At 61.9% G+C, this 12,486-nt stretch carries 11 protein-coding genes and 1 riboswitch; of the genes, 6 read left to right on the forward strand and 5 right to left on the reverse strand.

Going from position 1 to position 12,486, the window contains the following annotated elements:
* Nucleotides 1-18: 18 nt before the first annotated feature.
* Nucleotides 19-1,365, reverse strand: a complete 1,347-nt coding sequence (locus AC3CCE_RS14920) for an NAD(P)/FAD-dependent oxidoreductase (RefSeq protein WP_352624110.1) — start codon at nt 1,363-1,365, stop codon at nt 19-21.
* Nucleotides 1,366-1,531: 166 nt separating this feature from the next.
* Nucleotides 1,532-2,554 (reverse strand): substrate-binding domain-containing protein, encoded by a 1,023-nt coding sequence (locus tag AC3CCE_RS14925; RefSeq protein ID WP_352624108.1) that lies wholly within the window; start codon nt 2,552-2,554, stop codon nt 1,532-1,534.
* 364 nt (nt 2,555-2,918) lie between these two features.
* Here AC3CCE_RS14925 and AC3CCE_RS14930 point away from each other — a divergent pair, with 364 nt between their 5' ends.
* From AC3CCE_RS14930 to AC3CCE_RS14950, 5 genes are all read left to right on the forward strand, one after another.
* Nucleotides 2,919-4,274, forward strand: coding sequence for an ABC transporter substrate-binding protein (locus AC3CCE_RS14930; RefSeq protein ID WP_023690253.1), 1,356 nt, complete (start codon nt 2,919-2,921; stop codon nt 4,272-4,274).
* Between the two features lie 235 nt (nt 4,275-4,509).
* Nucleotides 4,510-5,523, forward strand: a complete 1,014-nt coding sequence (locus AC3CCE_RS14935) for a carbohydrate ABC transporter permease (protein WP_023668891.1) — start codon at nt 4,510-4,512, stop codon at nt 5,521-5,523.
* Nucleotide 5,524: 1 nt separating this feature from the next.
* Nucleotides 5,525-6,679, forward strand: coding sequence for a carbohydrate ABC transporter permease (locus tag AC3CCE_RS14940; protein ID WP_023668890.1), 1,155 nt, complete (start codon nt 5,525-5,527; stop codon nt 6,677-6,679).
* 5 nt (nt 6,680-6,684) lie between these two features.
* Complete coding sequence (gene bglA / locus AC3CCE_RS14945) at nt 6,685-8,349, forward strand: beta-galactosidase BglA (RefSeq protein WP_031198273.1); 1,665 nt, start codon at nt 6,685-6,687, stop codon at nt 8,347-8,349.
* Nucleotides 8,350-8,415: 66 nt separating this feature from the next.
* On the forward strand, nt 8,416-9,528 hold the full coding sequence (locus AC3CCE_RS14950) for an ABC transporter ATP-binding protein (protein WP_352511116.1): 1,113 nt from the start codon (nt 8,416-8,418) through the stop codon (nt 9,526-9,528).
* A gap of 73 nt (nt 9,529-9,601) precedes the next feature.
* On the opposite strand, the gene AC3CCE_RS14955 is transcribed toward AC3CCE_RS14950, so the two are convergent.
* The 3 genes from AC3CCE_RS14955 to AC3CCE_RS14965 all read right to left on the reverse strand — a co-directional run bounded on the left by AC3CCE_RS14955 (nt 9,602) and on the right by AC3CCE_RS14965 (nt 10,383).
* Nucleotides 9,602-9,835 (reverse strand): DUF680 domain-containing protein, encoded by a 234-nt coding sequence (locus tag AC3CCE_RS14955; RefSeq protein ID WP_023819466.1) that lies wholly within the window; start codon nt 9,833-9,835, stop codon nt 9,602-9,604.
* Between the two features lie 71 nt (nt 9,836-9,906).
* The gene (locus AC3CCE_RS14960) at nt 9,907-10,110 is read right to left on the reverse strand and encodes a DUF680 domain-containing protein (protein WP_352537183.1); all 204 of its coding nucleotides are present in this window, start codon (nt 10,108-10,110) and stop codon (nt 9,907-9,909) included.
* 66 nt (nt 10,111-10,176) lie between these two features.
* Nucleotides 10,177-10,383, reverse strand: coding sequence for a DUF680 domain-containing protein (locus AC3CCE_RS14965; protein WP_023668885.1), 207 nt, complete (start codon nt 10,381-10,383; stop codon nt 10,177-10,179).
* 499 nt (nt 10,384-10,882) lie between these two features.
* A riboswitch (cobalamin riboswitch) is annotated at nt 10,883-11,084 on the forward strand.
* A 117-nt stretch (nt 11,085-11,201) separates the two neighbouring features.
* Between AC3CCE_RS14965 and AC3CCE_RS14970 the strand changes: the two genes are divergently transcribed.
* On the forward strand, nt 11,202-12,449 hold the full coding sequence (locus tag AC3CCE_RS14970) for an aromatic ring-hydroxylating oxygenase subunit alpha (RefSeq protein WP_352624104.1): 1,248 nt from the start codon (nt 11,202-11,204) through the stop codon (nt 12,447-12,449).
* Nucleotides 12,450-12,486 lie beyond the last annotated feature (37 nt).

Raw genomic sequence — 12,486 nt, forward strand, 5'->3', positions numbered from 1 at the left:
GAAATTCGCGCCACCAATTCAGAGCGCCGGGCCCAGCCGGACAGGGCTGCCATCATGGAAGCGTGACAGCCGGAAGCGGCTGAGGTCGTGCCCCGTCTGGTTTCCCTGGATCAGGTCGGCAACGACACGGCCTATGCCAGGCCCGATACCGAAGCCGTGACCACTCATTCCCGTCGCGACGAACAGACCGCCGACGGCCTCAACCCGATCCACGACGGGGACGACGTCGGGCATGGCGTCGATCATGCCGCCCCAGCCGGCTTTGAGGCGAATCGTCCCGAACTGCGGAAAAAGCTGTTTGAAATTGCGTTCTATCGACCGCAATTTGGCGGGTTCAGGCGCCGGGTTGAGCACCCGCATTCTCTCGAACGGGCTCTTCCAATCCGGCGCCCAATCGCGCGGCGTCGACCAGGCATCGGGGTAACCTGACGGCGCGAACGGAAAGTAGCGTGTCCCCAGCGGATTGTCCCTCAGCGCAGGAAGATATTTGGTGGCGTGCCGGAAGGCGTCAGGTCCCAGGTAATGCAGATGGCTGCCGCCCGCGGCGAGCGTATACCCGCCATCCTGCCGGCGCCTGAAAGCGATGTGTTCGTCAGTCGCCGCACCTGCATAGATTTCAGCCAAGGGGTCCGTTGCGGCTGCGGTTACCCTGACGCTGAGCTGGGGGATGGAGACGCCGTGTCTTCTCAGGAACAAGGATGACCAGGCACCTCCCGCGACCAGCACGCTGGAGGCCTCGATATACCCCGTCTCGGTCCACACGCCCTTGACCTTGCCGCCTGAGATTTCGAGGGTTCGCGCCGCACAATTCTCGACGATTTTGACGCCTTTTCGCGCGGCGAGCCGGGCAAGTGCGGGCACCGCCAGCCAAGGCTCCGCCCGCATGTCGGAGGGCGTCGTCATCGCGCCCTTGAATTTGCGCGACATGCCTTTGATGAGTGCCGCGGTTTCGTCTGCATCCAGGAGACGGGTGTCGAGCGCATGCGTCGCAGCGATCTTCATGAATGCTTCGAAGCCGGCCATGTCCTTGTCGGTGTTCGCCAGGTAGGTCACACCTGTCTGGGTCAGGCCGATGTCCTCGCCGCATTCCTCAGCCAGTTGCCGCCACAGGCGAATAGCCTCGATGACGATGGGCAACTCGTCGGCGTCGCGTCCCTGCTTTCGAATCCAGCCCCAGTTTCGGGACGACTGTTCGGCCGCAATGCGTCCCTTTTCCAGCAGCGTCACCGGGATATTCCGCTCTGCCAGGAAAAGCGCTGTCGTTACGCCGATGATGCCGCCACCGGCAATGACCACCTCCGACGTTTTCGGCGGCGGGCCAGGATGCCGGATTGGATCCGTTTCGGAGAACGGGAATATGGGCAAGTGGCGCACCCTGAGGACTGGTTGATGGCTCTGGCTTACTGGTTGCCACCCACTCGAAGCCAAATCAAGGACAGGTCCAGGCAGACCGTTGTCCCAACGAAGTCAATCTATCTGCGGGCAACATCCACATGGGTGAACTTGCCCAGCGGAGCAATTGGATTAATCCCTAAACCGGCGCGCCGGCGACCGAGCCTCTCACCACCAGGTCGACAGGCCAGACCTCGCCCCGCGCCCCTTCTTCCAAGCCGGAAATGCGCGCTGCCAGGCGTTCGGCGATGCGGGCGCCGGCGAGGCGGATCGACGAGCGCGTCGTCGACAGCGGCACGGAAAAATTCTCCGGCTTCAGCCATGGAAAGACGTCGTCATGGGCAATCAACGACAGGTCGCCGGGAATGGTCAGGCCAAGGTCGCGCACCGCGCGCACGACGCCGAGCGACATGATCAGGCTGGAGCAGGCGATCGCCGTCGGCCGCTCGCTCTGTTCGAGCAGGCGCCTGGCGGCGCGGTAGCCGTTCTCCTCGGTCATGGTGAGTGAACAGACATGGCGCTCGCCGAGCGTCAGGCCGCTCGCGGCCAGCGCCCTGCGCATGCCGCGCTCGCGGTGGATGGCGAAGGTCTCGCGGTCGTCGCCATTGATCAGCGCCAGCCGGCGGTGGCCGAGCTGAACCAGCAGCCGGGCGGCGTCGTGGAAGCCGCCCTCATTGTCGATGTCGGTGAAGGGGTAGTCGAAATCGGAGCCTTCGCTGCGGCCATGGACGATGAAGGGAATGCCGAGCGTGTTGACCAGCGCCACCCGCCGGTCGGCCGGGCGCGGCGAGGAGATGTAGACGGCGTCGACCTGGCGGTTGGCGACGATGCGGCGATAGGTGGTTTCCTGGTCGTCGGCATCGGCCGGCGACAGCACCAGGTCGAGCTCGTGCGAGCGGGCATAGTCGCCGAGGCCGGAGAGGAATTCGACGAAATGCGGGTCGATGTCGACGGAGGCGCCCGTCGGCTGGACATAGCCGATCATGCCCGTCTTGCCGGTCGCCAATCGGCGCGCGCTCGGATTGGGCCGGTAGCCGTGGCGCTTGGCGGCATCCACCACGCGCCGGCGGGTTTCCTCGTTGACCTCCGGATAGCCGTTGAGCGCACGGCTTACCGTTGTCTGCGACAGGGCCAGCATATGAGAGAGCTGCTTCAGGTTCACTGGGAGGCCTCCAAGCCTCAAAGCGCTTTTAATTTTGAAGCCACGCGGCGCCACAACGGGCGCGGCCGAGCTGGTCGACCATACGCACTGGTCCGGCCAGTTTGAAGCTTAATACGCTGCTGCACCGCCGTAAAACTATGCTGCAGTGCACTTTGCCAAGTCTTCCAGCTCGAAATTAAATCGATTAGCCCACCGCCCTCTTGACTTCCAGCCGATTCAATGGCGAGATCAAAAAGACCAAAGCGCTTTGGAAGACTCTTCGAAAGGTTGCGGTTCCTTTCTGAACGAGTCACAGTCCTGCAGCGTCGGCGGGCGGAATGGAGGTTCCGTCCGGGTGTATGTGTCCACACTGGGAGGAATACCGATGAAGAAGATGCTTCTGCTTGGCGCAGCGTTTGCCACGCTCGCCTTGTCCCTGCCGGCGCAAGCCGAACTGAAGTTCAAGCCCGGGGAAGACAAGCGCTTCAACTGGGCCAATTACGAAGAGCTGAAGAAGGTCGATCTCAAGGGCGAGACGCTGACCATCTTCGGGCCCTGGCGCGGCGAGGACGAAGGCCTCATCCGCACTGTTCTCGAATATTTTCAGGAAGCCACCGGCGCCGAGATCAAGTACTCCTCGTCGGAAAATTACGAACAGCAGATCGTCATCGATACCCAGGCCGGCAGCCCGCCCAATATCGCCGTACTGCCGCAGCCGGGCCTGATCCAGGATCTGGCGTCCAAGGGCCTTTTGACGCCGCTGGGCGACGACACCGCCAAATGGATCAAGGACAATTACGGCGCCGGCCAGTCATGGGTCGATCTCGGCACCTTCAAGGACAAGGACGGCAAGCCGGGCTTCTTCGCCTTCCCCTACAAGGCCGACGTGAAATCGCTGGTCTGGTATTCGCCCGACAATTTCGAGGAAGCCGGCTACAAGGTTCCCAAGACCCAGGAAGAGCTCGCCGACCTCGAGAAGAAGATCATCGCCGACGGCGGCACGCCGTGGTGCATCGGCCTCGGCTCAGGCGGCGCTACCGGCTGGCCGGCGACCGACTGGGTCGAAGACATCATGCTGCGCACCCAGACGCCCGACGTGTATGACAAGTGGGTAAAGAACGAGATCCCGTTCAACGATCCGGCGGTGGTCAACGCCATCGACATTTTCGGCAAGATCGCGACCGACGACAAGATGGTCGACGGTGGGGCCAAGGCGGTTGCCGCGACCGACTTCCGCGACAGCCCGAAGGGCCTCTTCTCGGTGCCGCCGAAATGCTACCTGCACCATCAGGCATCGTTCATCCCGACCTTCTTCCCGGAAGGCACAAAGGTTGGACAGGACGCCGACTTCTTCTACTTCCCGCCCTATGCATCCAAGCCCGAGCTCGGCACGCCTGTGCTCGGCGCCGGCACGCTGGCCATGATCACCAAGGACTCGAAGGGTGCACGCGCGTTCATCGAATTCCTGAAAATGCCGCTGGCGCATGAAATCTGGATGGCCCAGGGCGGCTTCGTCACGCCGCTCAAGTCGGTCAACAAGGATGCCTATGCCAGCGACGCGCTGAAGAAGCAGGGCGATATCCTCGCCAATGCCTCGACCTTCCGCTTCGACGGTTCGGACCTGATGCCGGGCAAGATCGGCGCCGGCGCCTTCTGGACCGGCATGATCGATCTGGTCGGCGGCAAGTCGGCGCAGGATGTCGCCACCGACATCCAGAAGAGCTGGGACGCTATCAAGTAGTCAGCTGGCAAGCAGTCAGCTGGCAAGTAACCACTGCCAAATAATCAGCCGCTTTGGCGGCAAATTCAGGACTTCCTCCACAGACTGGATCCGGGCCGCTATGGCCCGGATCCGACCGGCGCCTTACGCCGGACCGATTTGCGTTCGTTCGTTTCAGAATAACTTAAATCGGCGCAGAGCCACATCGCCAGGGCTGTTCAAGGCCCGGCCGATCATGCGCAGGGAAGAGGGACCCATGGCTGCTCAGATCTTATCGGCCATTTTTGTCATCATCATCGGCGTCGGCGGCTGCGTCGCCTATTTCTGGGGCGCCAACAAGCTGGTCGACCTGATATTCCCGTCGCGCGGCGTGGCCGGGGCTGCGGCCATCGACAATCTGCGCCGGCAAGGACTGGTCCGTCCGTGGCTGTTCGTCGGCCCGGCGATGATCATCCTCACCGTCTACCTGATCTATCCGGTGGTGGCGACGCTCTGGCTGTCCTTCCTCGACCGCGGCGGCCAGCATTTTGTCGGCTTCGCCAATTATGAATGGGCGTTCGGCGACCGCGAGTTCCGCAACTCGATCCTGAACAACATCATCTGGCTGGCGGTGGTGCCCGCCGCCTGCACCTTTCTAGGGTTGATAATCGCCGTGCTCACGGACAAGATCTGGTGGGGCACAATCGCCAAGAGCCTGATCTTCCTGCCGCTGGCGATCTCCTTCGTCGGCGCCAGCGTGATCTGGAAATTCATCTACGAATATCGCGGCGAGGGCCAGACGCAGATCGGCCTGCTCAACGCCATCATCCAGTATTTCGGCGGCCAGCCGCAGGTCTGGATATCGCTGCCGTTCTGGAACAATTTCTTCCTGATGATCATCCTGATCTGGATCCAGACCGGCTTTGCCATGGTCATCCTGTCTTCGGCGTTGCGCGGCATCCCCGAAGAGACGCTTGAAGCCGCGGTCATCGACGGCGCCAATCCGTTCCAGATCTTCTGGAAGATCATGGTGCCGCAGATCTGGGGCACCATCGCCGTGGTCTGGACGACGATCACCATCCTGGTGCTGAAAGTGTTCGACATCGTGCTGACCATGACCAACGGCCAATGGAACAGCCAGGTGCTGGCCAATCTGATGTTCGATTGGATGTTCCGCGGCGGCGGCGATTTCGGCCGCGGCGCCACCATCGCCATCATCATCATGATCGCGGTCATCCCGATCATGGTCTGGAACATCCGCCAGGCGAACAAAGAGACGGGAGGACATTGAGATGGCCGTCGCGACCGGAAAGTCCTTTGCCAGCCGCTTCGGCGTCCACATCGCCGTGCTTGTCTTCGTCGCCGTCTGGACCGTGCCGACGCTCGGCATCCTGGTCTCGTCGCTGCGCGACAAGGACCAGATCATCGCCTCGGGCTGGTGGAACTCGTTCTCCAGCTCTAGCCAGACTGAAGCCGGCCGCCTGCCGCCGGCCTCGGCGCAGGTCGAGAAGGACGGCAAGTTCGTGCTTGCCGGCAATATCTTCGGCGACGGTGCTGCGCGCAACATCAGCGCCTTCGGCGTCAAGTCGGCGGCACCGACGCAATATCCGGCCGGCACCACTGCCGATCTCGGCGACGGCGTGACCTTGCAGCTCAATGCCGACGGAACGTTCGTCATGAGTTCGCCCAAGGCTTTCGAAGGCGACCGTGGCCAGCGCGTCTATTACGCCTCGTCGGCGCCACCGAAATTCACCACCGACAATTACAAGACCGTGCTGTTTTCGGAGGGCATCGGCCGCTCGTTCATAAACTCGCTGACCGTCACCATCCCGGCGACGGTCATCCCGATCCTGATCGCCGCCTTCGCCGCCTATGCATTGGCGTGGATGCGTTTTCCCGGCCGCGCCTTGCTGATCGCCACAATCATCGGCCTGCTGGTCGTGCCGCTGCAGATGTCCTTGATCCCGCTTTTGAAGATCTACAACGGCGTCGGCATCTTCTTCGGTGTGCCGTCGAAAACCTATCTCGGCATCTGGCTGGCGCATACCGGCTTCGGCCTGCCCTTCGCCATCTATCTCCTGCGCAGCTATATTGCCGGCCTGCCGCGCGAGATCATGGAATCGGCGCGCATAGACGGCGCCAGCGATTTCGAAATCTTCGTCAAGATCGTGCTGCCGCTGTCCTTCCCGGTGCTGGCGTCCTTTGCAATCTTCCAGTTCCTGTGGGTGTGGAACGATTTGTTGGTGGCAATGGTTTTCCTCGGTACCGAAGGGGACCAGATCGTGCTGACCGCGAAGCTCAACGCGCTGCTCGGCTCGCGCGGCGGCGACTGGGAAATCCTGACGACATCGGCCTTCGTCACCATTATCGTGCCGCTGATCGTGTTCTTCTCGCTGCAGCGCTATTTCGTCCGCGGGCTGCTGGCCGGCTCGGTCAAAGGAGGTTGAGACTTATGCAAGCCGCTTTGAAGGCGACCTCGAAGCCCGATCTCGCCGTCGATCGCGACTGGTGGCGGGGCGCGGTGATCTACCAGATCTATCCGCGCTCCTATCAGGACTCCAATGGCGACGGCATCGGCGACCTCAAGGGCATCATCCGCAGGCTGCCCTACATCGCCTCGCTCGGCGTCGACGCCATCTGGATTTCGCCCTTCTTCAAGTCGCCGATGAAGGATTTCGGCTACGACGTCTCGGACTATTGCGACGTCGACCCGATGTTCGGGACGCTCGCCGATTTCGACGCGCTGGTTGCGGAAGCCCATCACCTCGGCCTCAAGGTGATGATCGACGAGGTGCTGTCGCACACCGCCGACAACCATCCATGGTTCAAGGAGAGCCGCGCCAGCCGTAGCAATCCCAAGGCCGACTGGTATGTCTGGGCCGACGCCAGGCCGGACGGCACGCCGCCCAACAACTGGCTGTCGATCTTCGGCGGCTCGGCCTGGCAGTGGGACACCAGCCGCCAGCAATATTATCTGCATAATTTCCTGTCCGAGCAGCCGGACCTCAACTTCCACAATCTGGAAGTCCAGGACGCGCTGCTCGACGTCACCCGCTTCTGGCTGGAGCGCGGCGTCGACGGCTTCCGCCTCGACACCATCAATTTCTACTTCCACAGCCAGGGGCTGGAGAACAATCCGCCGCTGCCGCCCGAAGAGCGCAACGACCAGACAGCACCTGCGGTCAATCCCTACAACTACCAGGACCATATCTACGACAAGAGCCGGCCGGAAAACCTTGCCTTCCTCGAACGGTTCCGGGCGCTGCTCGACGAATATCCGGCGGCCGCCGCAGTCGGCGAAGTCGGCGATTCGCAGCGTGGGCTGGAAGTGGTCGCCGCCTACACCGCCGGCGGCAAACGCGTCCACATGTGCTATTCCTTCGATTTCCTGGCGCCGGAAAAGATCAGCGCCGCCAAGGTGCGCCAGGTGCTGGAAGCCTTCGGCAAGGTCGCCAGCGACGGCTGGTCGTGCTGGGCCTTTTCCAACCACGACGTGATGCGTCCGGCCTCGCGCTGGGCCGCCGACGAGGCCGACCCGGCCGCCTATCTGAAGGTTATCTCGGCGCTGCTGATGTCGCTGCGCGGTTCGGTCTGCCTCTATCAGGGAGAGGAGCTTGGGCTGGGCGAAGCCGAGTTGCAGTTCGAGGATCTGCAGGACCCCTACGGCATTCGCTTCTGGCCCGAATTCAAGGGCCGCGACGGCTGCCGCACGCCGATGGTGTGGGATGCAACCGCCAGCAATGCCGGCTTTTCGACGGCCAAGCCCTGGCTGCCGGTGCCGGGCAAGCACTTGTCGCAAGCGGTCAATGTTCAGCAGGGCGACGCGGCCTCGCTGCTCGAGCACTACCGGCGCTTTCTCGGTTTCCGCCGCCAGCATCCGGCCCTGGCCAAAGGCGACATCGAGTTCATCGAAAGCGAGGGCGACACCGTCGCCTTCACTCGCCGTGAGGGCAATGAGCAGATCGTCTGCGTCTTCAATCTGGCCAGCAAGCCGGCCGAGGTCGATCTCGGTGGTCAGGCGCTGCTGCCATTGGCCGGGCACGGTTTTTCGGGACAATCCGGCACAGGTTCCATCCGCCTCGGCGGCTACGGCGCCTGGTTCGGGCGCATCGACTGAGTTTTTGACGAAACTGGATTTTTTGAGGAAATCCAAGTTCTCTAGGGAAATCACTGGGAGGAAATTATGGCCGATGTCACGCTGAGACAGGTGAAGAAATCATACGGCAATCTGCACATTCTCCACGGCATCGACCTCGACATAAAGTCGGGCGAGTTCATCGTCTTCGTCGGCCCGTCGGGTTGCGGCAAGTCGACCTTGCTGCGGTCCATCGCCGGGCTTGAGGAGATCACCTCCGGCGAGCTGAAGATCGCCGGCGAGGTGGTGAACGACGTGCCGCCTTCCAAGCGCGGCATTGCCATGGTGTTCCAGTCCTATGCGCTCTATCCGCACATGACCGTCTACGACAACATGGCCTTCTCGATGAAGATCGGCAAGGAAAGCAAGGCCGAGATCGACAAGCGGGTGCGGCAGGCCGCCGAAATCCTGCAGCTGACCAAATATCTCGACCGCCTGCCCAAGGCGATGTCGGGCGGCCAGCGCCAGCGTGTCGCCATCGGTCGCGCCATCGTGCGCAATCCGAAAGTGTTCCTGTTCGACGAGCCGCTGTCGAATCTCGACGCGGCGCTCCGCGTCGCGACCCGCATCGAGATCGCCAAGCTCAAGGAATCGATGCCTGCCACGACCATGATCTACGTCACCCACGATCAGGTCGAAGCGATGACGCTGGCTGACCGCATCGTCGTGCTGAAGGATGGCCACATCGAGCAGGTCGGCACGCCGATGGACCTCTACAAGAAGCCCGGCAATCTGTTCGTTGCTCAGTTCATCGGCTCGCCGGCCATGAACATCCTGCCGGCAACGATCGACAGGACGGGCAACCCGACAATCGTCAGCCATGTCGGCGGCCGCAAGGCCACGGTGCCGATTGCAACGCCGGCGTCAGCCAAGGGTGCGGCAGTCAGCTTCGGCGTGCGGCCGGAGGATCTGTCGGTCGCCACCGGCACGGAATATCTTTTCGAGGGCGTGGTGGACTATGTCGAGCAGCTCGGCGAGGTGCAGCTGGTCTATATCGATATCGGTCGCGCCGACCTGCCGTTGGTGACCAAGCTGCCCGGCAATGTCGAGGTCAAGCGCGGGGCAAAGCTGCGACTGACCGCGGATGCCGGGGACCTGCACATCTTCGACGCCGATGGGCACTCCTTCTCGCTCAAGCCGGTGGAAGTGAAGGCGGCTTGAGATAGCTGCGTCGTACAGGCATGAAAAAAGAGCGGCGGGCCAGGCCCGCCGCTCTTTTTTCAAGCTTCGGCTGTTAGTTGTTGCCGAACCGATCCCTGTCGCTGCTCTGAGGAACGAACTTCTGTTGGTCGTTCGACGAGTTCAGCAGCTTGTAGACCGCCGAGTTGGTGCCGGTCGACGAAGTGCGGGTGGTGTCGACGGCAGCGGCCGGCTGGTTGGCGCCATTGGAGCCATAATTGTCGCTGCCGGCAAAGGCAGCGCTCGAAACAGCCAGAACGGCTGCGGCGGCAAGAACGATCTTCTTCATTTTAGTCTCCTGAATTTTTCTGATGCCGCCAGCTGCAGCGGATAAGCCCGCCACGTGCTGGAAACCGGCTTTTAGCGGCCGAAAAGGTTACGGTCGGCACCGTGGGCAGGCGCCTGCTCGGCTGGAGCCGACTTCTCAACCGAAGCCGTATGGCCACTATCGGTCGACGTAATCGCAGGCTGGTTGGCGCCGTTCGAACCGTAGTTGTCGCTGCCGGCGAAAGCGCTGCCGGAGATGGCCAAAATGGCGGCGGCAGCAAGGATGATCTTTTTCATTTCAAATACTCCTGAATTTTTTGGGATCCCGAGAGCGACGGGTTAGCCGCCCTTCTTTGGTCGGGATCAGCGATTGCCGTAGAGGTCGCGGTCGGCGCCCTGAACGACAGGCTGCTTGTCAGCGTGCGCCGGCTTCTGAATGGAAGCCGTATACGAGCTGTCGACCGAGACGGCTGGCTGGTTCGCACCATTGGAACCGTAATTGTCGCTACCGGCGAAGGCGCTGCCGGTGATCGCCAAAACGGCTGCGGCAGTGAGGATGATCTTTTTCATTTTTAGTACTCCAGTTTGTCTGTCCGTCTAGCGGCGTGTCTTGGGAGGAATTCGCGTCGTTCGGACAGCCCCGATGTGGGAAAGCCATAGGCTGGTTTCCAATCACGAAGTTGTTCCGTGTGGACCACGCTCCTGCACCTTGAAATTGTACCAGGAAGTTCCTTCATGGCTGTTTATTGTATTGTTTTCAGTTGCTTATGTCGAACCGAGTGGTTCGCTCCGGTGTCGGTTTCCGGGCCGTCGTTCACACCGTCCTGCACGCATTGTCAACAGAAACGAACCGTTCGGTTCGATTAGAGATTGCTAATAGTAACTTTTCGATACCGTTGAGCCCTTTTTGCCCCCGATCGAACTGGATCCGCAGCGATTCGAAACGGCGATGATGGCGTCGCAAGAAACGTCTCAGCTCTTTGACCGGCGGCGGGGAGCGTATGCCGCGCGTGTCGCGCCGCATGGATACGATGTCGCTTTCATGCCGACGTCGCGATCGCTGCCGTGATTAGATGATCGCATCTCAGGTGCCGCTTCGTGACGACGCAGCGGAGAATTGGGAAGCCGGTCAGAATCCGGCGCTGCCCCCGCAACGGTGGTGGAGTTGAAGTCGCAACGGGAGACCACTGGGCAAGAGCCTGGGAAGGTGTCGCGATGGTCCGCAAGGACAACTCCAGAGCCCGGAAACCAGCCCGAGATGCATAGACTCGACTGATCGCGGTGGGCGGTCAAGAGGTGGATAGTGCATGTCCGGCGCCGCGCCGGCCTGCGTCCGATCCTTCCTCCATCACCACCAAGTTCAGTCCTTAAACCACGAGGACAGAACTATGGATACGCGCAACGACATGCTGAGGCTCCTGAACGGCCGCAAGCAAGGCTTTTCGCTGGAACAGCCCTTCTACACCGACCCGGACTATTTCAAGCTCGACATGGAGCTTATCTGGTATCGCGACTGGCTGTTCATCGGCCATGATTGCGAACTGCCGAAGCCCGGCAGCTATATCACCGTGCAGATCGGCGATTATCCGGTGGTGCTGGTCCGCGACCAGAAGGGCACCATCAACGCCTTTCACAATTCCTGCCGCCATCGCGGCAGCCGTGTCTGCAACACTGAGAAGGGCATGGCGGCAAAGCTTGTCTGCCCTTATCACCAGTGGACCTACGAGCTTGACGGCCGGCTGCTGTTTGCCCGCCAGATGGCCGACGGTTTCGACAAGAGCCAGTTCGGCCTGAAGCCCGTCGCCTGCGAGAGCGTCGGCGGCTACATCTTCATCTGCCTGGCGAAAGAACCTGCCGACTTTGCGCCGATGCGCGCCATGATAGAGCCCTACCTCAAGCCGCACCGGCTGAATGAAGCCAAGGTCGCCTTCGAGAGCACCATCATAGAGAAGGGCAACTGGAAGCTGGTCTGGGAAAACAACCGCGAATGCTATCACTGCGCCGGCAATCATCCGGAGCTGTGCAAGACATTCCCCGAAGCGCCGACGGTGACCGGCGTGCAGGGCGCCGACAGCGATCCGGAGATGCTGGCGCACTGGGCGAAATGCGAGGCGGCGGGCCTGCCGAGCAAGTTCCGCATCGATCCGGCCGGGCAATACCGCGCCACCCGCGCGCCGCTGCTGCGCGATGCCGTCAGCTACACGATGTCGGGAAAGCGCGCGGTGACGAAGAACCTGTCCGACACTGTTGCCGCCGACCGCATCGGCACCTTGATGCACTACCACTATCCGACGACCTGGAACCACATCCTGATCGACCATGCGGTCACCTTCCGGGTGCTGCCGATCAGCGCCACGCAAACCGCGGTGACGACCAAGTGGCTGGTGCACAAGGATGCGGTCGAGGGCGTCGACTACAACCTTGAAGAGCTCACCCACGTCTGGACCGAGACCAACGACCAGGACCGCCGCATCGTCGAGGAAAACGCCTTCGGCATCCTGTCGCCGGCCTATGAGCCCGGCCCCTATTCGGAGCTGCACGAGGGCGGCGTGATCCAGTTCGTCGAATGGTACGCGGCCTTCATCGGCCCGCGCCTTGCCGAAGGCGGCCGGCCGGCGCTGCGCAGCGTCGCGTGAGCTGGAGCAGGCGAGGAAGGACCGGAGGATGAATGCG

Source organism: Mesorhizobium sp. P160187 (assembly GCF_057766425.1).

What these genes read in the sequence shown, in the direction of transcription:
- AC3CCE_RS14930 (WP_023690253.1), top strand. Translation starts at nt 2,919, where the DNA reads ATGAAGAAGATGCTTCTGCTTGGCGCAGCGTTTGCCACGCTCGCCTTG.
- AC3CCE_RS14935 (WP_023668891.1), top strand. Translation starts at nt 4,510, where the DNA reads ATGGCTGCTCAGATCTTATCGGCCATTTTTGTCATCATCATCGGCGTC.
- AC3CCE_RS14940 (WP_023668890.1), top strand. Translation starts at nt 5,525, where the DNA reads ATGGCCGTCGCGACCGGAAAGTCCTTTGCCAGCCGCTTCGGCGTCCAC.
- bglA (WP_031198273.1), top strand. Translation starts at nt 6,685, where the DNA reads ATGCAAGCCGCTTTGAAGGCGACCTCGAAGCCCGATCTCGCCGTCGAT.
- AC3CCE_RS14950 (WP_352511116.1), top strand. Translation starts at nt 8,416, where the DNA reads ATGGCCGATGTCACGCTGAGACAGGTGAAGAAATCATACGGCAATCTG.
- AC3CCE_RS14955 (WP_023819466.1), bottom strand. Translation starts at nt 9,835, where the DNA reads ATGAAGAAGATCGTTCTTGCCGCCGCAGCCGTTCTGGCTGTTTCGAGC.
- AC3CCE_RS14960 (WP_352537183.1), bottom strand. Translation starts at nt 10,110, where the DNA reads ATGAAAAAGATCATCCTTGCTGCCGCCGCCATTTTGGCCATCTCCGGC.
- AC3CCE_RS14965 (WP_023668885.1), bottom strand. Translation starts at nt 10,383, where the DNA reads ATGAAAAAGATCATCCTCACTGCCGCAGCCGTTTTGGCGATCACCGGC.
- AC3CCE_RS14970 (WP_352624104.1), top strand. Translation starts at nt 11,202, where the DNA reads ATGGATACGCGCAACGACATGCTGAGGCTCCTGAACGGCCGCAAGCAA.